Annotated in this window: 16 protein-coding genes and 1 tRNA gene; 13 read left to right on the top strand and 4 right to left on the bottom strand. The window is 69.6% G+C overall.

All coding sequences use genetic code 11. From position 1 onward, the window contains the following. Positions 1-208 precede the first annotated feature (208 nt). The 10 genes from trpB (at position 209) to KGA66_RS06540 (ending at position 14,295) form a co-directional block, all read left to right on the top strand. Positions 209-1,489: a tryptophan synthase subunit beta gene (gene trpB / locus KGA66_RS06585; RefSeq protein ID WP_211465641.1), complete on the top strand. Its 1,281-nt coding sequence runs from the start codon at positions 209-211 to the stop codon at positions 1,487-1,489. Positions 1,490-1,497: 8 nt separating this feature from the next. Next, positions 1,498-2,316 (top strand): tryptophan synthase subunit alpha, encoded by an 819-nt coding sequence (gene trpA, locus KGA66_RS06580; protein WP_211465639.1) that lies wholly within the window; start codon positions 1,498-1,500, stop codon positions 2,314-2,316. A gap of 100 nt (positions 2,317-2,416) precedes the next feature. Next, on the top strand, positions 2,417-3,067 hold the full coding sequence (locus KGA66_RS06575) for a DoxX family protein (protein ID WP_211465637.1): 651 nt from the start codon (positions 2,417-2,419) through the stop codon (positions 3,065-3,067). 293 nt (positions 3,068-3,360) lie between these two features. Beyond that, on the top strand, positions 3,361-4,275 hold the full coding sequence (locus tag KGA66_RS06570; protein WP_211465635.1) for a DsbA family protein: 915 nt from the start codon (positions 3,361-3,363) through the stop codon (positions 4,273-4,275). Then, a complete protein-coding gene (gene lgt / locus KGA66_RS06565) occupies positions 4,272-5,336 on the top strand; it encodes a prolipoprotein diacylglyceryl transferase (protein WP_211465633.1) in 1,065 nt (354 codons plus the stop codon). Before KGA66_RS06570 ends, lgt begins: the two co-directional genes overlap by 4 nt. A 300-nt stretch (positions 5,337-5,636) precedes the next feature. Then, positions 5,637-10,205, top strand: a complete 4,569-nt coding sequence (gene gltB / locus KGA66_RS06560; RefSeq protein WP_246507112.1) for a glutamate synthase large subunit — start codon at positions 5,637-5,639, stop codon at positions 10,203-10,205. Next, complete coding sequence (locus tag KGA66_RS06555) at positions 10,198-11,676, top strand: glutamate synthase subunit beta (protein ID WP_211465631.1); 1,479 nt, start codon at positions 10,198-10,200, stop codon at positions 11,674-11,676. The genes gltB and KGA66_RS06555 overlap by 8 nt, the downstream gene beginning before the upstream one ends. 316 nt (positions 11,677-11,992) lie before the next feature. After that, positions 11,993-13,456, top strand: a complete 1,464-nt coding sequence (pyk, locus tag KGA66_RS06550) for a pyruvate kinase (RefSeq protein WP_211465629.1) — start codon at positions 11,993-11,995, stop codon at positions 13,454-13,456. Positions 13,457-13,573: 117 nt separating this feature from the next. Next, positions 13,574-13,897: a hypothetical protein gene (locus KGA66_RS06545; protein ID WP_211465627.1), complete on the top strand. Its 324-nt coding sequence runs from the start codon at positions 13,574-13,576 to the stop codon at positions 13,895-13,897. Beyond that, a complete protein-coding gene (locus tag KGA66_RS06540; protein ID WP_211465625.1) occupies positions 13,882-14,295 on the top strand; it encodes a PIN domain-containing protein in 414 nt (137 codons plus the stop codon). The genes KGA66_RS06545 and KGA66_RS06540 overlap by 16 nt, the downstream gene beginning before the upstream one ends. 1 nt (position 14,296) lies before the next feature. Here KGA66_RS06540 and KGA66_RS06535 read toward each other — a convergent pair. Beyond that, positions 14,297-14,370: transfer RNA gene (locus KGA66_RS06535), tRNA-Leu, on the bottom strand. 102 nt (positions 14,371-14,472) lie between these two features. Here KGA66_RS06535 and KGA66_RS06530 point away from each other — a divergent pair. Then, positions 14,473-15,111, top strand: coding sequence for an ANTAR domain-containing response regulator (locus KGA66_RS06530; protein WP_211465623.1), 639 nt, complete (start codon positions 14,473-14,475; stop codon positions 15,109-15,111). Positions 15,112-15,228: 117 nt separating this feature from the next. Here KGA66_RS06530 and KGA66_RS06525 read toward each other — a convergent pair whose 3' ends face one another. The 3 genes from KGA66_RS06525 to KGA66_RS06515 all read right to left on the bottom strand — a co-directional run bounded on the left by KGA66_RS06525 (position 15,229) and on the right by KGA66_RS06515 (position 18,023). Beyond that, entirely contained in the window at positions 15,229-16,014 is a 786-nt protein-coding gene (locus KGA66_RS06525; protein WP_369015824.1) for an amino acid ABC transporter ATP-binding protein, read from the bottom strand. Positions 16,015-16,097: 83 nt separating this feature from the next. Continuing rightward, positions 16,098-17,093 (bottom strand): amino acid ABC transporter permease, encoded by a 996-nt coding sequence (locus KGA66_RS06520; RefSeq protein WP_312886784.1) that lies wholly within the window; start codon positions 17,091-17,093, stop codon positions 16,098-16,100. Positions 17,094-17,105: 12 nt separating this feature from the next. After that, on the bottom strand, positions 17,106-18,023 hold the full coding sequence (locus KGA66_RS06515; RefSeq protein WP_211465621.1) for an ABC transporter substrate-binding protein: 918 nt from the start codon (positions 18,021-18,023) through the stop codon (positions 17,106-17,108). 489 nt (positions 18,024-18,512) lie between these two features. Between KGA66_RS06515 and KGA66_RS06510 the strand changes: the two genes are divergently transcribed. Beyond that, on the top strand, positions 18,513-19,754 hold the full coding sequence (locus KGA66_RS06510; RefSeq protein WP_211465619.1) for a branched-chain amino acid ABC transporter substrate-binding protein: 1,242 nt from the start codon (positions 18,513-18,515) through the stop codon (positions 19,752-19,754). 275 nt (positions 19,755-20,029) lie between these two features. Then, positions 20,030-20,995, top strand: coding sequence for a branched-chain amino acid ABC transporter permease (locus tag KGA66_RS06505; protein ID WP_211465617.1), 966 nt, complete (start codon positions 20,030-20,032; stop codon positions 20,993-20,995). The last annotated feature ends 3 nt before the right edge of the window (positions 20,996-20,998 follow it).

Below are 20,998 nucleotides of genomic sequence, written 5' to 3'. Positions count from 1 at the left end.
ACGGCGAACCGAAACCGATCGCACCGGCGCGGCGGCGGCCGTGGTGGCGGCACGCCCCGGCGGGCCGCCGATGGCAGGCGGCCAGGTAGCCGACCGCGCGAGGCCCAGGCGCCTCGCCGAGCACAGTCCGCGCGGACGCACGCCGTCCCGCTCCTTCGCCCCGCCGCCTCGCGGCGTTTTCCGTCTTCTCGCTTTTCGGAGCTCTCCGATGACCGACACGTCAACCTTCGGCGACGCCTTCTTCGCCGACGCCTACGCCCAGCACAGCGCGCAGCCCGACGAGCACGGACACTTCGGCCGCTACGGCGGCCGGTTCATGCCCGAGGCCCTGATGGCCGCGCTCGCCGAACTGACCGAGGCATATCAGAAGTCGAAGAACGATCCGACCTTCCAGGCCGAGTTCACGCACCTGCTGCGCACCTACGCCAACCGCCCCTCGCTGCTGACCGACGCCAAGCGGCTCTCGCGGGCCGCGTTCGAGAAGGGGTGCGGGGCACGCATCCTGCTCAAGCGCGAGGACCTGAACCACACCGGCTCGCACAAGATCAACAACGTGCTCGGTCAGGCGCTGCTGACCAAGCGCATGGGCAAGCGCCGCGTCATCGCCGAGACCGGCGCCGGGCAGCACGGCGTCGCCACCGCCACCGCGGCCGCGCTGCTCGACCTGGAATGCGTCGTCTACATGGGCGAGGAGGATACGCAGCGCCAGGCGCTCAACGTCGCCCGCATGCGCATGCTCGGGGCCGAGGTCATCCCGGTCGCCATCGGCTCGCGCACCCTGAAGGACGCCATCAACGAGGCGATCCGCGACTGGGTCACCAACGTGGACCACACGCACTACCTGCTGGGAACCGTGGCCGGCCCGCACCCCTTCCCCGCGATGGTCCGCGACTTCGTGCGCGTCATCGGCGCTGAGGCCCGCGAGCAGGTCATGACCCTGACAGGCGCCCTGCCCGACGCGGTCGCGGCCTGCGTGGGCGGCGGTTCCAACGCCATCGGCGCCTTCCACGCGTTCGTGCCGGACGCGAGCGTGCGCCTGTACGGGTTCGAAGCGGGCGGCTCGGGTGTCGAAACCGGCCTGCACGCGGCGTCCATCACCGGCGGTGAGATCGGCGTCCTGCACGGCGCGCGCACCTACCTGCTCCAGGACGAATACGGCCAGACGATGCCCAGCCACTCCATCTCCGCAGGGCTCGACTACCCGGCGGTCGGCCCCGAGCACGCCTGGCTGCACGACACCGGGCGCGCCGTGTACGAGGCGGTCACCGACGACGAGGCGATGCAGGCGTTCAAGCTGCTGTGCCGGACCGAGGGCGTCATTCCCGCCATCGAATCAGCACACGCAGTCGCCGGAGCGCTGCGTATCGCGCCGAAGCTGCGCGCCGAACTCGGCCGCGAGCCGGTCATCCTGGTCAACCTCTCCGGCCGCGGCGACAAGGACATGCACACCGCCGCCGCCTACTTCGGCTTCAGCGGCATGGAGGCGTGAGCTCAGCTATGGACACGACGACCGTCAGCAAGCTGTCCGCGGTCCTCGCCGCCGCCAAGGCCGAGAACCGCGCCGCCCTCGTCGGCTACCTGCCCGCGGGCTTCCCCACCGTCGAGGGGTCGCTCGACGCCTGCCGCGCCATGATCGAAGGCGGCGTCGACATCGTCGAGGTCGGGCTGCCCTACTCGGACCCGCAGATGGACGGCCCGGTCATCCAGCGCGCCGTCGAACACGCGCTGGAGGCCGGCACGAACACCGTCGACGTGCTGCGCGCCGTCGAGGGCGTGGCCGCCACCGGGGCGCCGACGCTGGTGATGACCTACTGGAACCCGATCGAGCGTTACGGCGTGGACCGCTTCGCCAAGCAGTTCGCGGACGCGGGCGGAGCGGGCCTGATCACCCCCGACCTGATCCCCGAGGAAGCCGAACCCTGGCTCAGCGCCTCGGACGCGCACGGCCTGGACCGGGTGTTCCTGGTCGCGCAGTCGTCCACCGACGAACGCCTCGCCCTGACGACCCGGGCCTGCCGCGGCTTCGTGTACGCCGCCTCGCTCATGGGCGTCACCGGCACGCGCACGGCGGTCAACTCGCAGGCGGCGCACCTGGTCGAACGCACCCGCGCGGCGACCGGGCTGCCGGTCTGCGTCGGGCTCGGCGTCTCGAACGCGGCGCAGGCGGCCGAGGTCGCCCGGTTCGCCGACGGAGTGATCGTCGGCTCCGCCTTCGTGCGGCGACTGCTCGACGCGCCGGACCCCGGCTCCGGCCTGGCAGCCGTGCGCGAACTCGCCGAACAACTCGCCGAAGGTGTCCGCGCCCGGAACCTTTGAGGTAACCTCACGGCCGGGGACGGACGGACGGACGGACGGCCGGCCGGCGGGCGGCGGCAAGGGCCGATATGGACCGACAGCGGATGGGACGGCAGCAGGGATGACGTCGGAACGAGGCACCGCGGCCGGCAACGGCACGGGCGGCCAGGTGGCCGCCGGCAAGGGCGCGGCATCCGCGCAGGCCGAAGCCGGATCGGCCGCCGCCGCGCCGCGCTCGGCCCTCGCCGGGGCCGCGCCCTGGATCTCGCTGGCCGCGCGGCTCCTGCTCGGCGCGATGTGGTTGTTCTACTGCCTGCCGAAGCTCGGCACCCCGGACGCCAACGTCGCCTCGGTGCGCAACTTCCAGATCCTGCCCGGCGGCATGGTGAACGCCTTCGCCTACGCCCAGCCCTACGTGGAGCTCGCCCTGGGCCTGCTCGCGATCGCAGGGCTGGGCACCCGCCTCGTCGCCGGCCTGTCGGCGCTCCTGCTGCTGACATACATCGGCGGCATCGTCTCGCTCGGCGCCCGCGGCATCCACATCACCTGCGGCTGCGGCGGCTCCGGCGGACAGGTGGCGGTGGGCAGGACGCGCTACACCATGGACGTGCTGCGCGACCTCGCATATCTCGTCCCCGCGGCCTGGCTGCTGTGGCGGCCCAAGAGCAAGTTCTCCGCCGATGCGCTGCTGCTGCCGGAACCCGCCTCGGCCGCCCCCGTGCCGACCCCGCGCCGCTCGGCGCCGGCCAAGGGCGGCCCGTCCCGGCGGTAGCGCTGCCCGGCCGGCCACCCTGGACGCCGCGTTCGCCGCCGGCGCCTGACCGTGCGCGGCGATTTCGCGCGTCGCCCGACCCCGGCGCAGGTCACGGACAGGTCACGCAATGCCATGAATTCTCCGAGATCTGCTCGCGCGGTGGGTGGATCCGCGCGGTGGCGAGATTAGGATGCGGGCGCGGCTTTCTGTGTGCGCCTTGTCGCCCCGGGCTTCCACCCCGGCCGCCGGGAGCGCACCCGGGCCGCACCCCCGCCCGCACTCGCGACCGACCTGGAAGTGGACCGCCGACGATGAGCAAGGCCAACAAGGTAGGCAAGGAACTGGCCCGCCAGCGCGCCGCACAGCTGCGGCAGGAGCAGGCGCGCCGCGCCCGGCGTAACCGTCTGCTCGCCGTGTACGGTTCCGTCCTCGGCGTGATCGTGGTCGCGGTCGCCGTGGCTTTCGCAGTCCAGGCCGCGACGGCGCCCAAGACCCCCGCGGCCGTTCCGGTCGGCGCGGTGGCCGACACCACCGGCGGGATCAGCTCCGCCGACGGCATGGCGATCCCGCTCGGCAACGCCGACGCCAAGGTCAAGCTCACCGTCTACGAAGACGCCCGCTGCTCGGCGTGTAAGTCGTATGAGACGACGTTCACGCCCGCGTACAAGCAGCTGATCCAGAACGGCACGCTGGAACTGCTGATCCACCCGGTCACCCTCATCGACGCGAACACCAACGGCAGCGGCTCGCTGCATGCCGGCAACGCCTTCGCCTGTGCGCAGGACGCCGGGCACTTCGAGGCGTACCACGACATCATCTACAACAACCAGCCCGCCGAGAGCACCGACTCCTTCGCCTCCGACGCGACCCTGATCGCGCTGGCCAAGCAGGTGCCGGGCCTGGACGGCAAGACCTTCGAGAACTGCGTCAACTCGCACAGGTACTTCGACTGGGTGCGGCAGAACTACGCGAGCCTGAACAAGATCACCAACAACCAGCCGTCCACCCCGACGATCTACGCCAACGGCAAGGCCTTCACCCTGCCGACCGCTTCGCAGGCCACGGCCGCGCAAACCGCGTTCATCGCCGCGATCGACAAGCTGGCCGGGGTCAACCCGAGCGCGTCGCCCAGCGCCAGCTCCGGCCCCAGCACCAGCGCCTCGCCGAGCGCGGCGGCCGGCTCCGGCGCCTCACCGGCGCCGACGCCGTCAGCGAGCAAGTCATGAGCCCGCTCGCGCCGCACCCGCTGGCCTTCCTGCCGAGCCCGACGAGCGCCGAGCTCAAGCTCGGGCCGTTCCCGATCCGGTTCTACGCGCTGTGCATCATCGCCGGGATCGCGGTGGCCGTCTGGCTCGGCGAGCGGCGCTGGCGCGCGCGCGGCGGCGAACCGAACGTCATCACCGACATCGCGATCTGGGCGGTGCCCTTCGGGCTGCTCGGCGGGCGGCTCTACCACGTCATCACCGACTACGAGCTCTACTTCACCGCCGGCAAGGACTGGGTGCGCGCCTTCTACATCTGGGACGGCGGGCTGGGCATCTGGGGCGCGATCGCCCTCGGCGCGGTCGGCGCCTGGATCGGGGCCCGGCGGCGCGGGGTGAAGCTCCCGCCGCTGGCGGACGCCATCGGCCCCGGGATCGTGCTGGCCCAGGGCATCGGCCGCTGGGGCAACTGGTTCAACAACGAGCTGTACGGCGATCCGACCACGAAACCGTGGGGCCTGACCATCCACTGCATGGATGACACGACTCGCCAGGCCACCCCGTGTTCGGGCATCCCCGGAACGACCACGATCGCGGGTCATTTCCAGCCGACCTTCCTGTACGAGTCGATCTGGTGCGTGATCGTCGCGCTCATCGTGTTGTGGGCCGACCGCCGCTTCCGCATGGGCCACGGCCGCGTGTTCGCGCTTTACGTGCTGCTCTACACGATCGGGCGAGGCTGGGTCGAGCACCTGCGCAGCGATTACGCCCACCACATCCTCGGCCTGCGCCTGAACGACTGGACCTCGATCCTCGTCGGACTCGGCGCGCTGCTGTACCTGATCGCGAGTTCCAGGATGCGTCCGGGGCGTGAGACGCAGGCGGAACTGTACTGGCCGGACTCGGCGACCGCGCAGGCGCTGGCCGCGCGGCGGGAGAGCGCGAGCGCGCCGGACGCAGACGAAGATGACGGGGCGGCGAACACCGGCGCACCGGCTCCGGAAGATCCAGCTGAGCCCGCCGCGGACCCCGGCAAAATCCCGTCCGGGGACGAGATCGCCGACAATCAACCGGCTGGTTCGTAACGGTCGCGCACTGACCTGCGCATTCGGGCGCGGATCCGCTACGGATCCGCGCCCGTGGCATGTTCTGTGACACGCATCTCAACCCGGGGGCGTGAAGGGCGCGCAACACGGGGAAGACAAGCTGTAGCGCGCTACAACCGCAGGTCAAAGAGGCGTTGTCCAGAATACGAGATTCAAGATTCTCTACTGACGGACGCTAGATCCATCGTGTAACCTCAAAGCCACCGCGGGAAGGGCCAGAGTCGTCCCTCATGCGCGCATTCAGGCGCGGACCCTTACTTGACGACCATGGAGGACCCGATGTCCCAAGCGGCCCCCCATCGCTCGGCCCTGCTGAGCGCTCTCCCTTCCGCCCAGGGCCTTTACGACCCGCGGGCCGAACGCGACGCGTGCGGCGTGGCCTTCGTCGCCACGCTCACCGGGGCCGCCAGCCACGCCATCGTCGATCAGGCGCTGACCGCCCTGCGCAACCTGGAGCACCGGGGCGCCTCGGGCGCGGAGGTCGACTCCGGCGACGGCGCCGGGATACTGATCCAGGTCCCGGACGCCTTCCTGCGCGCGACCGTCGACTTCGAGCTGCCGCCGGCCGGCTCCTACGCAGTGGGCCTGGCCTTCATCCCGAACAACGACGAGGTCGAGCTCCAGGTCTACGACACCGTCGCCGCGATCGCCGCCGAAGAAGGGCTCGAAGTCCTCGGCTGGCGCTACGTGCCCACCACCCCGGGCCTGCTCGGGGCCACCGCCCGCGCCGTCATGCCGCGCTTCCGCCAGCTCTTCGTCGCCGGATCCGACGGCGACGGTGACACTCAACTGCGTGGCATCGAGCTGGACAGGCGCTGTTTCATGCTGCGCAAGCGGGTCGAGCACGAAAGCGACGTGTACTTCCCGTCGCTGTCCTGCCGCACCCTGGTCTACAAGGGCATGCTGACCACCGGCCAGCTCGAACCCTTCTTCCCCGACCTGTCCGACCGCCGCCTGGCCAGCGCCATCGCGCTGATCCACTCGCGGTTCTCCACCAACACCTTCCCGGCCTGGCCGCTCGCGCACCCCTACCGTTTCGTCGCGCACAACGGCGAGATCAACACGGTCCAGGGCAACCGCAACTGGATGCGCGCCCGCGAGTCGCAGCTGGCCACCGACGCGTTCAAGGGCCCGCTCGACCGCATCTTCCCGATCACCACCCCCGACGCCAGCGACTCGGCCACCTTCGACGAGGTGCTCGAGCTGCTGCACCTGGCCGGCCGCTCGCTGCCGCACGCGGTGCTGATGATGATCCCGGAGGCGTGGGAGAACCACACCGAGATGGACCCGGCGAAGCGGGCCTTCTACCACTACCACTCCTGTCAGATGGAGCCCTGGGACGGCCCGGCCTCCATCACCTTCACCGACGGCACCGTCATCGGCGCCGTGCTCGACCGCAACGGCCTGCGCCCCTCCCGCTACTGGGTCACCGACGACGGCCTCGTCGTGCTGGCCTCCGAGGTCGGCGTCCTCGACATCGACCAGGCCAGGGTCGTGCGCAAGGGCCGGCTCCAGCCCGGCCGCATGTTCCTGGTCGACACCGCGCAGCACCGCATCGTCGAGGACGAAGAGATCAAGGCCGAGCTGGCCGCGGCGCACCCCTACCAGGACTGGCTGCACGCCGGCCTGATCCGCCTCGACCAGCTGCCCGAGCGCGAGCACATCGTGCACACCCACGCCTCGGTGGTGCGCCGCCAGCAGACCTTCGGCTACACCGAGGAGGAACTGCGCGTCCTGCTCGCGCCGATGGCGAAGGCCGGGGCCGAGCCGATCGGCTCCATGGGCTCCGACACTCCGGTGGCCGTGCTCTCCGAGCGCCCCCGGCTGCTGTTCGACTACTTCAGCCAGCTGTTCGCCCAGGTCACCAACCCGCCGCTGGACGCCATCCGGGAAGAGCTGGTCACCAGCCTGAGCACCACCATCGGGCCCGAGGACAACCTGCTGGCCACCTCCCCGGTCGCCTGCCGGCAGGTCGAGCTGCCGTTCCCGGTCATCGACAACGACGAGCTGGCCAAGCTCATCCACATCAACGCCGACGGCGACCTGCCCGGCCTCAAGGCGGTAACCGTCTCAGGGCTCTACAAGGTCGCCGGCGCCGGCGCGGCCCTGCGCGCGCGGCTGGCCGAGATCAACGCCGAGGTGTCCGCCGCCATCGAGGGCGGCGCGCGCATCGTCGTGCTCTCCGACCGCCACTCCGACGCCGAGCACGCCCCGATCCCCTCGCTGTTGCTGACCTCCGCGGTGCACCACCACCTGATCCGGCAGAAGACCCGCACCCAGACCGCGCTGCTGGTCGAGGCCGGCGACGTGCGCGAGGTGCACCACGTCGCGCTGCTGATCGGCTACGGTGCGGCCGCGGTCAACCCGTACCTGGCCATGGAGAGCGTCGAGGACCTGGCCAACGCGGGGGTGTTCGTCAGCGTCCCCGCCGAAAAGGCCATCAGGAACCTGATCAAGGCGCTCGGCAAGGGCGTGCTCAAGGTCATGTCCAAGATGGGCATCTCCACCGTCGCCTCCTACCGCGGCGCCCAGGTCTTCGAGGCGGTGGGCCTGGCCCAGGAACTGGTCGACGAGTACTTCACCGGGACCGTCAGCAAGCTCGGCGGTATCGGCCTCGACCAGATCGCCGAGGAGGTCGCCCAGCGGCACCTGCGCGCCTACCCGCGCAGCACCACCCGCCCCGCGCACCGCCGGCTGGAGATCGGCGGCGAGTACCAGTGGCGGCGCGAGGGCGAGCCGCACCTGTTCGACCCGGAGAGCGTCTTCCGGCTCCAGCACTCCACCCGCGAGCGCCGCTACGACATCTTCAAGCAGTACACCGCGCGCGTGGACGAGCAGTCCCAGCGGCTGATGACGCTGCGCGGCCTGTTCCGGCTGAAGGAGGGCGAGCGCGCGCCGATCCCGATCGACGAGGTCGAGCCGGTCAGCGAGATCGTCAAGCGGTTCTCCACCGGCGCGATGAGCTACGGCTCCATCTCCCTCGAAGCGCATCAGACCCTTGCCATCGCGATGAACCGGCTGGGCGCCAAGTCCAACACCGGCGAGGGCGGCGAGGACCCCGAGCGGCTCTACGACCCGGAGCGCCGCTCCGCGATCAAGCAGGTCGCCTCCGGCCGCTTCGGGGTGACCAGCGAGTACCTGACCAACGCGGACGACCTGCAGATCAAGATGGCCCAGGGCGCCAAGCCCGGCGAGGGCGGGCAGCTGCCCGGCCACAAGGTCTACCCGTGGGTCGCCAGGACCCGGCACTCCACCCCGGGTGTCGGGCTGATCTCCCCGCCGCCGCACCACGACATCTACTCGATCGAGGACCTGGCGCAGCTGATCCACGACCTGAAGAACGCGAACCCGGCCGCCCGCGTGCACGTCAAGCTGGTCTCCGAGGTCGGCGTCGGCACGGTCGCGGCCGGGGTCTCCAAGGCGCACGCCGACGTGGTCCTGATCTCGGGGCACGACGGAGGCACCGGCGCCGCCCCGCTCACCTCCCTCAAGCACGCCGGCGCGCCGTGGGAGCTGGGCCTGGCCGAGACCCAGCAGACCCTGCTGCTCAACGGCCTGCGCGACCGCATCGTGGTGCAGACCGACGGACAGCTCAAGACCGGCCGCGACGTGGTCATCGCCGCGCTGCTGGGCGCCGAGGAGTTCGGGTTCGCCACCGCCCCGCTGGTGGTCTCCGGCTGCGTGATGATGCGCGTGTGCCACCTGGACACCTGCCCGGTCGGCGTCGCGACGCAGAACCCCGAACTGCGCGCCCGCTTCACCGGCAAGCCCGAGTTCGTGGTCAACTTCTTCGAGTTCATCGCGCAGGAGGTGCGCGAGTACCTGGCCGCGCTCGGCCTGCGCTCCCTGCGGGAGGCGGTCGGCCACGTCGAGCTGATCGACGCGCGCAAGGCCGTCGAGCACTGGAAGGCGTCAGGCCTCGACCTCACCCCGGTGCTCTACCAGCCGTTCCTGCCCGAGGGCGCCAGCCTGCACCAGGCCGTCGCCCAGGACCACGGCCTGGCCAAGGCCCTGGACAACGAGTTGATCGCACTCGCCCACGACGCGCTGGAAGACGCCACCCCGGTGCGCATCACGCTGCCGATCCGCAACGTCAACCGCACCGTCGGCACCATGCTCGGCCACGAGGTCACCAAGCGCTACGGCGGCAACGGCCTGCCCGACGAGACCATCGACGTCACGCTGACCGGCTCCGCGGGCCAGTCCTTCGGCGCCTTCGTCCCGCGCGGCATCACCCTGCGGCTGGAGGGCGACGCCAACGACTACGTCGCCAAGGGCCTGTCCGGCGGCCGCGTCATCGTGCGCCCCGACCGCGCCGCGACCTTCGACCCGGCCAAGAACATCATCGCCGGCAACGTCATCGGCTACGGCGCCACCAGCGGGGAGGTGTTCCTCAGCGGCGTCGTCGGCGAGCGTTTCGCGGTGCGCAACTCCGGGGCGACCTTCGTCGTCGAGGGCGTCGGCGACCACGCCCTGGAGTACATGACCGGCGGCCGCGTGGTCATCCTCGGCGAACACGGCCGCAACCTCGCCGCCGGGATGTCCGGCGGCGTGGCCTACGTCCTGGACCTCAAGGTCGCCAGGGTCAACCCGCAGATGGTCGCGGTCGAGGCACTCGACGCCGCGGACCGGGCCTTCCTGCACGACACGGTCAAGCGGCACTTCGAGGAGACCGGCTCCCAGACCGCCGCGGTGCTGCTTGCCGACTGGGCGGGCTCGATCGCCCGCTTCGCGAAGATCATGCCGACCGACTACAAGCGAGTGCTGGGCGCCAAGGCTGCCGCCGAGCGGTCCGGGCTCTCCGAGCAGGAGGCCCTCGAGAAGATCATGGAGGCCGCACATGGCTGACCCGCGTGGTTTCCTCAACACCCCGGTCCAGCACCCTGTCCGCCGTCCGGTCGCCGAGCGCGTCGGCGACTGGAAGGAGGTCTACCCCGAGCGGGCCCTGCTGCCGATCATCCAGAAGCAGGCCGGGCGGTGCATGGACTGCGGCATCCCGTTCTGCCACAACGGCTGCCCGCTGGGCAACATCATCCCCGAGTGGAACGACCTGGTCTGGCGCGGCGACTGGGCCGCCGCGGTCGAACGGCTGCACGCCACCAACAACTTCCCCGACTTCACCGGCCGGCTGTGCCCCGCGCCCTGCGAAACCGCCTGCGTGCTGGGCATCAACCAGCCGGCCGTCACCATCAAGAACGTCGAACTGGCCATCATCGACCGGGCCTGGGACGACGGCCTGGTCATCCCGCAGGCTCCGGAACGCCACTCGGGCAAGACCGTCGCCGTGGTCGGTTCCGGTCCGGCCGGTCTGGCGGCCGCCCAGCAGCTCACCCGCGCCGGGCACACCGTGGCGGTGTACGAGCGCGCCGACCGCATCGGCGGCCTGCTGCGCTACGGCATCCCCGAGTTCAAGATGGAGAAGCGGCACCTCAACCGCCGCATCGAGCAGATGCGCGCGGAGGGCACCAAGTTCCGCACCGGCGTCGCCATCGGCCAGGACATCCTCGCCTCCGCGCTGCGCGACCGCTACGACGCGATCGTGCTCGCCGTCGGGGCCACGAAGGCCCGCGACCTGCCGGTCCCCGGACGCGAGCTGGGTGGGGTCCACCAGGCCATGGAGTACCTGCCGCTGTCGAACAAGGTCGTCGAGGGCGACTACGTCACCGCGCCGATCACCGCGCGCGGCAAGCACGTGGTGATCATCGGCGGCGGCGACACCGGCGCGGACTGCCTCGGCACGGCCACCCGGCAGGGCGCGGCCAGCGTCACCCAGCTGGAGATCATGCCGCGGCCGACCGACGAGCGTCCGGCCGGCCAGCCCTGGCCGACCTACCCGATGATCTACCGCGTCTCCTCCGCCCACGAAGAACTGGACTCGATCAAGGGTGGAGGCGAGCGGGTCTACGCGGTCAACACCACCGAGTTCGTCGGCGACGAGAACGGCAACGTGCAGGCGCTGCGCCTGAGCGAGGTCGTCTTCGAGAACGGCCGGTTCAACCCGGTGCCGGGCAGCGAGCGGGAGATCCCGGCACAACTCGTGCTGCTCGCCATGGGCTTCACCGGACCCGAGCAGGACAACGGCCTGGTCGGCCAGCTCGGCCTGGACCTCGACGAGCGCGGCAACATCAAGCGCGACCGCGATTACCGCACGAACGTCGACAACGTGTTCGTCGCCGGAGACGCCGGTCGCGGCCAGTCCCTGATCGTCTGGGCGATCGCCGAGGGCCGCTCCGCCGCCGCGGCGGTCGACAAGTTCCTGGCCGGTGTCTCCGCGCTGCCCAGTGCCATCGAACCGACCGTGCGCCCGCTGACCGTCTGACGCGGCGTGGCGTGGCACGGCGCACGGCGCACGGCGCACGGCGCGTCCCGTGGCGCCCGGCCCATGTCATCGCCGTGTTACCGGGCCACTACGGAATGCTCCCGGTCCGACCGCCACCGGCGCACTCCGGACCGTGAACACGCCAATGCTTCACCGGCCGCCCACCGCTTCTCGGTGGGCGGCCGACCTGTGTTCACCCGGTCTGGGTAGCATGGTCGGCAGGCCACTTCGCCGAGTGGTGCGCGCATTCGGCGATCCGTTACGAATGAGCCCGTTCGGGGCTTGTTACCGCTGGGTAAGGGATAGGGTCGCTTTCATGCGTCGCGCGAAAATCGTCTGTACTCTCGGCCCCTCGGCCGAATCACCGGAGCAGCTCAAGGCCCTGGTCGCCGCCGGGCTGGACATCGGCCGGCTGAACCTGTCGCACGGTTCTTACGCCGAGCACGAGACCCGCTACTTCAACCTGCGCAAGGCCGCCGACGAGGCCGGCCGCGCGGTCGGCGTGCTGGTCGACCTGCAGGGCCCGAAGATCCGGTTGGGCACCTTCGCCGAGGGACCGATCCGGCTGCAGCGCGGCGACCGCTTCACCATCACCACCGAGGATGTGCCCGGCGACCGGAACATCTGCTCCACCACCTACAAGGGCCTGGCCGCCGACTGCAACCCGGGCGACCGGATCCTGATCGACGACGGCCGCGTGGCGCTCGACGTGGTCGAGGTGGACGGCCCCCGGGTCGTGTGCACCACGGTCGAGGGCGGCAAGGTCTCCAACAACAAGGGCATCAACCTTCCCGGTGTCGCGGTCTCGGTCCCGGCGCTGTCCGACAAGGACGTGGCGGACCTGCGCTGGGCGCTCGGCGAGAACGACTGCGGCGTGCGTGCCGACATGATCGCGCTGTCCTTCGTGCGCAGCGCCAAGGACGCTGACGACGTGCACGCGGTGATGGACGAGATCGGCGTGCGCCTTCCGGTCATCGCCAAGGTGGAGAAGCCGCAGGCGGTGGACAACCTCGACGAGATCGTCGACGCCTTCGACGCCATCATGGTCGCCCGCGGGGACCTCGGCGTGGAGATGCCGCTGGAGCAGGTCCCGCTGGTGCAGAAGAAGCTGATCAAGATGTGCCGGCGCAACGCCAAGCCGGTCATCGTCGCGACGCAGATGCTCGACTCGATGATCAGCGCCTCGCGTCCGACCCGGGCCGAGGCCAGCGACGTGGCCAACGCGATCTTCGACGGGGCCGACGCGGTGATGCTCTCGGCCGAGACCTCGGTCGGCGACTACCCGGTCGAGACCGTGCAGACCATGGCCAAGATCATCTGCGCGGTCGAGGAGCAGGTCCTGGCCCAGGGGCTGCCGCCGTCGCTCTCCAAGCCCCGCACCAAGGGCGGCGCGGTCGCCCGCGCGGCGGCCGAGCTGGGCGATTATCTGAGCGCCAGCTATCTGGTCGCGTTCACCAAGAGCGGCGACACGGCCCGCAGGCTGAGCCGATACCGCTCGCCGATCCCGATCCTGGCCTTCACCCCGGAGCAGATCGTCCGTTCGCAGCTGGCGCTGAGCTGGGGCGTGGAGACGTTCATCGGCGAGGAGGTCGGCAGCACCGACGAGATGGTGGTGCAGGTCGACCAGGCGCTGCTCAAGCTGGGCCGCTGCCAGCCCGGCGAGCTGATCATCATCACGGCCGGTTCCCCTCCCGGCATCCCCGGCTCGACCAACGCCGTGCGCGTTCACCGCATCGGCGACGCGGTCACCGGTGCGGCCCCGGCATACCGCCAGACCTGAGCCGCAGACGGGAGAAGAAGCAGAGGCGCAGTGGGCCGGTCCGGGACGGGACCGGCCCGCCGTTGTTTCACCCGAAAGAGCGTTTCGTACATCTCGTGCAAGATGTACAATCATTACATGACGGCTGAGCCGAGTACCGAGCTTCCGGTCAGCGTCGCGCGTGAGCACTTCGCGGACATCGTGAACAACGCCGCCTACCACAACGAGATCACCTACGTGACCCGGCACTGCAAGCGTGTGGCGGCGATCGCCCCGGTCAGCGCTGTGGAAGATCGAATCGGGCGCGGCGAGATTCCCAGGCGCGGCACGGGCGCCGCGCTGGATGAAGCGATCCGGCGGCATATCGCCGCATACGGGGTGGGAGACTCTTCGTGGGCGCACGAGTATGAGGAATCACGCCAGGCGGAGATCGTTCAGGGGTCGGCATGGGACGAAGACTGATTCTCGACACGTGCATCCTGATCGACATGGAACGCGGACGCCTGCGGCGCTGCGACTTCGCGACGCTCGATGACGAACTTTCCATCGCGACCGTGACCGTCGCGGAGCTTTGGGAAGGCGTGGTGCGTGCGGATCCGGCACGACGGTCGGGGCGTGCGGATTTCTTCGAGCGGATTCTGGAGCAGATTCCCATCGAGGACTACACCCTGGCCACCGCGCAACGTCACGGCGAACTGCTGGCGCTCACTCACGTCACCGGAACCAAACGCGGATCCATCGACCTGATCATCGCGGCCACCGCGGCTCAGACCGGGCGGATCATCATCTCTCGCGACGGCAAGGCGTCGTTCGACGACCTTCCGGGCGTGCGGGTGGAATTCCCCAAGCAATCCGAGTAAGTGCCCTGGGTGGGACTCGAACCCACACTATACGGTGTTTGAGACCGCTTTCTCTGCCGATTGGAATACCAGGGCGCGTGCCGCAGCATACCGGATCGTGGAGGGCTCCGGCCTCCTCGTTATCGGTCCACTAAGCTTGGCGGCAGATGCAGCGCCGACAGACGAGGGGCAGCCGACATGACCGCCGACGACAAGGGCCAGGCCCGCAAGCGCGTGGTGATCGCCGAGGACGAGGCCCTGATCCGGATGGACCTCGCCGAGATGCTCCAGGAAGAGGGCTACGACGTCGTCGGGCAGGCCGGCAACGGTGAGGACGCGGTGAAACTCGCCACCGAGCACCGGCCGGACCTGGTCATACTCGACGTGAAGATGCCCGTGCTGGACGGGATCTCGGCCGCCGAGCGCATCGGCGCCGAGAAGATCGCGCCCGTGCTGATGCTCACCGCCTTCTCCCAGCGTGAACTGGTCGAACGGGCGCGCGACGCCGGGGCGATGGCGTACCTGGTCAAGCCCTTCTCGAAGGCCGACCTGGTCCCCGCGATCGAGATGGCCACCACCCGTTACGAGGAGCTTCGCGCCCTGGAGAACGAGGTCGCCGACCTCGCCGCCCGCTTCGAGACCCGCAAGCTGGTCGACCGCGCCAAGGGCCTGCTTCAGGTACAGCTCGGGATGACCGAGCCCGAGGCGTTCCGCTGGATACAGAAGACGTCGATGGACCGGCGGCTGACGATGCGCGAGGTCGCGCAGGCCGTGATCGACGGGGCGAACGCGCCGAAGACCGAGGGCGGCGACGCGGAGGCGGACAGCCGGGCCTGAACCCGGCCTGAACCCGGCCTGAACCCGGTTCGCAGCCACGGGCCCGGCGCACGCGCACAAGCGAAAGGGCGGACCCGTCTGGCGTCCGCCCTTTCTGCTCGTGGCCCGTCTCCGCGGTCACAACACCTTGGACAGGAACGAGCGCGTGCGCTCGTGTCGCGGATCGGTCAGCACCTCGCGCGGGTCGCCGCTCTCGACCACGACGCCGCCGTCCATGAAGACGACCGCGTCGCCGACCTCCCGGGCGAAGCCCATCTCGTGGGTGACCACGATCATGGTCATGCCGTCGTCGGCCAGCTGCCGCATCACCGCGAGCACGTCCCCGACCAGCTCCGGGTCCAGCGCCGAGGTCGGCTCGTCGAACAACATCAGCTTCGGCTGCATGGCCAGCGCGCGGGCGATCGCGACGCGCTGCTGCTGGCCGCCGGACAGCTGGTTCGGATAGGCCCCGGCGCGGTCGCCGAGGCCCACCTTCTCCAGCAGTTCCCGGGCGTGCGCCCGCGCCGCGTCCTTCGGCTCGCGCTTGACCCGGATCGGCGCCTCGGTGATGTTCTCCAGCGCCGTCATGTGCGGGAACAGGTTGAAGCGCTGGAACACCATGCCGATCTCGGTGCGCTGGCCGGCCACCTCGCGCTCGCGCAGCTCGTGCAGCCGGTCACCGCGCTCCCGGTAGCCGACCAGTGCGCCGTCCACGCTCAGCCGCCCGGCGTTGATCTTCTCCAGGTGGTTGATGCAGCGCAGGAAGGTCGACTTGCCGGAGCCGGACGGGCCGATCAGGCACATGACCTCGCCCGGCATGACCTTGAGCGTGATGCCCTTGAGCACCTCGACCCGGCCGTAGGACTTGTGTACTTCCAGCGCCTCGACCATCGGGGTGACCGGGACCGTCGTCGCGGTAGCCATGCCCGCGCGCGGGTCCTCGGCCGGTGCCGCGCCGGCGCCGGATGCTTCGGGCGCGGCGCCGTCTTCGGGAGTGGGCACGGTGGTCATGAGCCGGCTCCTCCTGTGTCGCGCTCGGGTATCACCGGCGCGGCGTGCGTGATGCCGATGTGCCGAACGAAGAACTCGCGGAACTTCTGCGGCGGCGTCGGCGGCAGGCCGCGCATGGAGCCGCGCGCGTAATGCCGTTCCACGTAGTACTGGCCGACGGTCAGCACCGAGGTCACCACCAGGTACCAGATCGACGCCACCACGAGCAGCGGGATCACCTTGTAGTTGGCGTTGTAGATCCGCTGCACCGAGACAAGCAGGTCGAAGCTGGCGATGACCGAGACCAGCGAGGTGGTCTTGAGCATCGAGATGGTCTCGTTGCCGGTCGGCGGGATGATCACCCGCATCGCCTGGGGGAGCACGATGCGGCGCATGATCAGCAGCCTGCGCATGCCCAGCGCGCTGGCCGCCTCGCTCTGGCCCTCGTCCACGGACAGGATTCCCGCGCGCACGATCTCGGACATGTACGCCGCCTCGTTGAGGCCCAGTCCGAGGATCGAGGCCGCGAACGTCGTGACCAGCGTGGTGGTCGACCACGTGTGGAAGGCCGGACCGAACGGGACGCCGATCGAGATCGTCGGGAACAGCGCCGCGACGTTGTACCAGAAGATCAGCTGCACCAGCACCGGGGTGCCGCGGAAGAACCAGATGTAGACCCACGCCGAGGCGGAGACCACCGGGTTCTCGGACAGCCGCATCACGGCCAGGATCACGCCGCCGAACACGCCTATCACCATGGCGATGACCGTCAGCCACAGGGTGGCCAGCAGGCCGTGCAGCACCTGGCTGGTGAACAGGTACTGGTTGATGATCCAGCCCTGCCAGCGGGTGTTGGTGGCGAGGTTGTGCACCAGCATCGCCAGCAGGACGGCGATGACCGCCGCGGCCACCCAGCGGCCCGGGTGGCGCACCGGCACGGCCCGTATGGTCTCGGGCCGTGCGCGGTGCTCACCTTCCGCGCTCGTCGTCTGCGCGCTCACTTGCTCACTCACGCAGCGCTCTGCTCAGCTCGTCGCGCCGTCGATCACCGGATTGGTGATCGCGCCGTCCTGGATGCCCCACTTGGTCAGGATCTGCGTGTACGAGCCGTTTGTCATCAGAACCTTGAGGGCGGCGAGCACCGCGGGCGCCATGCCGTTGCCCTTGGGGATCGCGATGCCGTAGGGCGCGGTGCCGTAGGGCTGGCCGGTGATGACGAACTTGCCGTTGGACTGCTTGGCCGCGTACGCCGCCACGGGCGAGTCGGCGAGCACGCCGTCCGCGCGTCCGCTGTCGAGCGCGAGGTTGGCGCCGTTCTGGTCGTCGAAGGACAGGTCCTTGACCGCGGGCTTACCGGCGGCGGTGCACGTCTTGGTGTCCGCCGGCACGTCCGTGCTCTCCTGAATGGTGCCCTTCTCCACCGCGATCGTCTTGCCGCACAGCGACACGTCGTTCGGCTTGAGTCCCTCCGGGTTGCCCGCCTTGACCATCAGCGAGCTTCCCGCGGAGAAGTAGGTGACGAAGTCGACGGTCTTCTCGCGTTCCTTGGTGTCCGTGAAGGAGGACATGCCCAGGTCGTACTTGTTCGCCGCGAGACCGGCGATGATGCTGTCGAACGTCACGTTCTGCACGGTCACCTTGAGGCCCAGTTCCTGGCCGAGAGCCTGGGCCAGGTCGGCGTCCATGCCGATGATCGTCTTGCCGTCGGTGTCGAAGAACTCGTTGGGCGCGTAGGAGGCGTCGGTCGCGACGATGAGCGTGCCCTTGGACTTGATGTCGGCCGGCACCAGCGACTTCGGGTCGCTGCCGGTGCTCGCCGAGGCGCTCGATCCCGAGCCGGAGCCGGTGGACGAGGCCGGGTTGCTCGCGCAGCCGGCGGCGAGCAGGGCGGCGGCGAGGATTGCGCCGGCCGCGACGGCGCGGTGCCCGATGAGCTGTGGCATGAAGAGATCCGCTTCCTTCGTTCGTGGCGTAGGGGCTGCTGCGCCGCATGGTTTCACTTGGATATTGCAACCGGAAGAACCGTGTTCATCTTGTTGCCTGGGCGACCGCCCGATCGAGCCGCAGACCGGGATGTTATCCGTTTCGTGATCCCTGGCGGGCGTATGCCGCCTTTGTCGCGGCCCGCCGGGCGGCGCGCTGTCCACCCGAACGGCGGTAGCCCGCCAGGGTGAACCTCCGAGCGCGGCCGGGACGCGAACCCGCCCGAGAGCGCAGGTGATCGCCGGAAGGGCGGGTCCACGTGCGACGGGACAAGTGGATTTCACATAACGAGACGATCAAGTGTAGTGCAAACCACTGCCCAGGCTGCGGCCTGCGCATTAGTGTCAGCCGCAATCCATGCGGATTCGCCTACGAGGCTAGGTCGGAAGAAGCGGGCGCCACGACGCCCCCGCCTTCGGCGCCCTGCCACCTACGAGGGAGAGACGTTTATGCGAAGTGCTTCGCTCTACAAACTGAGCGCAGTCGTCGCCGTCGGTGCTCTGACTCTGGCCGGATGCGGCTCCCGAGGCGGGAGCACATCCAGCGGCGGCAGTGGCGCCACGACAGTGGAGATCGGGGTGGACGCCCCGCTGACCGGTTCACTGGCCGCACTCGGCCTGGGCATCCAGAACTCCTCCGACCTGGCGGTCAAGACCGCCAACAAGAACAACGAAGTGCCGGGCGTCACCTTCAAGCTGGTGGCGAAGGACGACCAGGCGAACCCGACCATCGGCCAGCAGAACGCCACCGCGCTGGTCGCCGACAGCGCCGTGGTCGGCGTGGTCGGCCCGCTCAACTCCAGCGTCGCGCAGTCCATGCAGCAGGTGTTCAACCAGGCGAACGTGACCGAGGTCTCCCCGGCCAACACCAACCCGTCGCTCACGCAGGGCCCGAACTGGCAGACCAGCAAGATGCGGCCGTACAAGTCGTACTTCCGCACCGCGACCACGGACGCGATCCAGGGCCCGTTCGCCGCTGACTACGTCTACAACGACCTGCACCTGACCAAGGTCGCCACGGTCAACGACGGCAAGACCTACGGCGCGGGCCTGGTACAGACCTTCACCCAGGAGTTCACCAAGCTCGGCGGCAAGGTCGCGGTCGCCCAGACGATCTCGGACACCAGCACCGACTACTCCGCGGTGGTCAGCGCGGTCAAGAGCGCGGGCGCGCAGCTGCTGTACTACGGCGGCGAGTACCCGCAGGCCGGACCGCTCTCCAAGCAGCTCAAGGGCGGCGGCGTCAACATCCCGGTGATGGGCGGCGACGGCATCTACGACCCGAAGTACGTCGACCTGGCGGGCGCGTCCGCGGCCAACGGTGACTTCTGCACCTCGGTCGGCGCGCCGGTCGAGTCGCTGGCCTCGGCGAAGACCTTCATCCAGAACTACAACGCGGCCGGCTACTCCGCGGCCTACTCGGCGTACGGCGGCTACTCCTACGACTCGGCCTGGGCCATCATCCAGGCGGTCAAGGCGGTCGTGAGCGCCAACGGCGGTAAGGTGCCCAGCAGCTCCTCCGACTTCCGGCAGAAGGTGGAGGCGGCCATGCAGAGCGTCTCCTTCGACGGAGTCACCGGGCACGTCTCGTTCGACCAGTACGGTGACGCGACCAACAAGCAGCTGACGATGTACAAGGTCGAAAGCGGCAAGTGGGACAACGGAGTCAAGGTCGGCACGTTCACCGGCTGACACCGCGCCACAGTTGAGCGAGGATCCGGTCTCAAGCGCGGAGGGCGGCTACCACAGCGCCCTCCGCGCGGCCATGCTTGACCCAGAGCGACCGAGGATTGGGGGCCAGGCCCTCGTGCCGATGACCTTCGGCTGGCTGCGTTGTCGTCGGTCGACGGCCAACCCCGGGCCGCCTCCCTCCTCCGCCTTGCCATCCTCGGCCCTCGACCCGCTCGCTGGTCTGGCCCCCAATCCTCGGTCGCTCTAGTCCCCGCTCCGATTCGGAAGGACGCCCCGTGACAACCACGGTCTTCCTTCAGCTGGTGACCAACGGCATCGCGCAGGGCGCGATGTACGGGCTGATCGCCGTCGGCTACACCATGGTCTACGGCATCATCCAGCTGATCAACTTCGCCCATGGCGAGTTCTTCATGTTCGGCGGCTTCGGCGCGCTGGCGGTGTATCTGTGGATCCCGCCGGTCCAGCACCTGCCGCTGCTCGCCGCGCTGCCCATCATGCTCGTCGGCGGCATGATCGCCTCGGTGGTCATCGCCGTGCTCGCCGAACGCTTCGCATACCGGCCGCTGCGCAACGCGCCACGGCTGGCACCGCTGATCACCGCCATCGGCGTGTCGATCCTGCTACAGCAACTCGTCTTCCTGTGGTACCCGCAGCCGGGAGGCGGCAAGGTGCAGGTCGGCGTGAACGCCCCGGTGCAGTTCCCGACGTTCGCCGGCAAGCCGTTCCATCTGGGTGGCGTGCTGATTCAGCGCGCGAACCTGCTCACCGTGATCGTCGCTTTCCTGTGCATGGCGTACCTGGCTTATTTCGTGGCGAAGACCCGCACCGGCCGCGCCATGCAGGCAACTGCGCAGGACCCTGATACCGCCAGGTTGATGGGCATCAACACCGACAAGGTCATCGTGGTGGCGTTCGTGCTCGGCGCGGCGTTCGCGGCGGTGGCCTCGATCACGTACGGCCTGCGGTTCGGACAGGTCTCCTACGACATGGGCTTCTCCGCGGGCCTGAAGGCGTTCACGGCCGCGGTGCTCGGCGGGATCGGGAACATCTACGGCGCGATGGTCGGCGGCCTTGTGCTCGGCATCGCGGAGCAGGTGACTACGGGCGTTCTCGCCAACTACCACGCGACGCAGCAGTGGGGCACCGCGTGGCAGGACGTGTGGGCGTTCCTGTTGCTGATCATCGTGCTGCTGGTCAGACCGCAGGGCTTGCTCGGTGAGCGCGTGGCGGACAGGGCGTGAGTG

It is taken from the genome of Actinocrinis puniceicyclus, assembly GCF_018283645.1.
Lineage (GTDB): Bacteria > Actinomycetota > Actinomycetes > Streptomycetales > Catenulisporaceae > Actinocrinis > Actinocrinis puniceicyclus.
This window is presented reverse-complemented; position numbering and strand designations above follow the sequence as displayed.

What these genes read in the sequence shown, in the direction of transcription:
- trpB (WP_211465641.1), top strand. Translation starts at nt 209, where the DNA reads ATGACCGACACGTCAACCTTCGGCGACGCCTTCTTCGCCGACGCCTAC.
- trpA (WP_211465639.1), top strand. Translation starts at nt 1,498, where the DNA reads ATGGACACGACGACCGTCAGCAAGCTGTCCGCGGTCCTCGCCGCCGCC.
- KGA66_RS06575 (WP_211465637.1), top strand. Translation starts at nt 2,417, where the DNA reads ATGACGTCGGAACGAGGCACCGCGGCCGGCAACGGCACGGGCGGCCAG.
- KGA66_RS06570 (WP_211465635.1), top strand. Translation starts at nt 3,361, where the DNA reads ATGAGCAAGGCCAACAAGGTAGGCAAGGAACTGGCCCGCCAGCGCGCC.
- lgt (WP_211465633.1), top strand. Translation starts at nt 4,272, where the DNA reads ATGAGCCCGCTCGCGCCGCACCCGCTGGCCTTCCTGCCGAGCCCGACG.
- gltB (WP_246507112.1), top strand. Translation starts at nt 5,637, where the DNA reads ATGTCCCAAGCGGCCCCCCATCGCTCGGCCCTGCTGAGCGCTCTCCCT.
- KGA66_RS06555 (WP_211465631.1), top strand. Translation starts at nt 10,198, where the DNA reads ATGGCTGACCCGCGTGGTTTCCTCAACACCCCGGTCCAGCACCCTGTC.
- pyk (WP_211465629.1), top strand. Translation starts at nt 11,993, where the DNA reads ATGCGTCGCGCGAAAATCGTCTGTACTCTCGGCCCCTCGGCCGAATCA.
- KGA66_RS06545 (WP_211465627.1), top strand. Translation starts at nt 13,574, where the DNA reads ATGACGGCTGAGCCGAGTACCGAGCTTCCGGTCAGCGTCGCGCGTGAG.
- KGA66_RS06540 (WP_211465625.1), top strand. Translation starts at nt 13,882, where the DNA reads ATGGGACGAAGACTGATTCTCGACACGTGCATCCTGATCGACATGGAA.
- KGA66_RS06530 (WP_211465623.1), top strand. Translation starts at nt 14,473, where the DNA reads ATGACCGCCGACGACAAGGGCCAGGCCCGCAAGCGCGTGGTGATCGCC.
- KGA66_RS06525 (WP_369015824.1), bottom strand. Translation starts at nt 16,014, where the DNA reads ATGGCTACCGCGACGACGGTCCCGGTCACCCCGATGGTCGAGGCGCTG.
- KGA66_RS06515 (WP_211465621.1), bottom strand. Translation starts at nt 18,023, where the DNA reads ATGCCACAGCTCATCGGGCACCGCGCCGTCGCGGCCGGCGCAATCCTC.
- KGA66_RS06510 (WP_211465619.1), top strand. Translation starts at nt 18,513, where the DNA reads ATGCGAAGTGCTTCGCTCTACAAACTGAGCGCAGTCGTCGCCGTCGGT.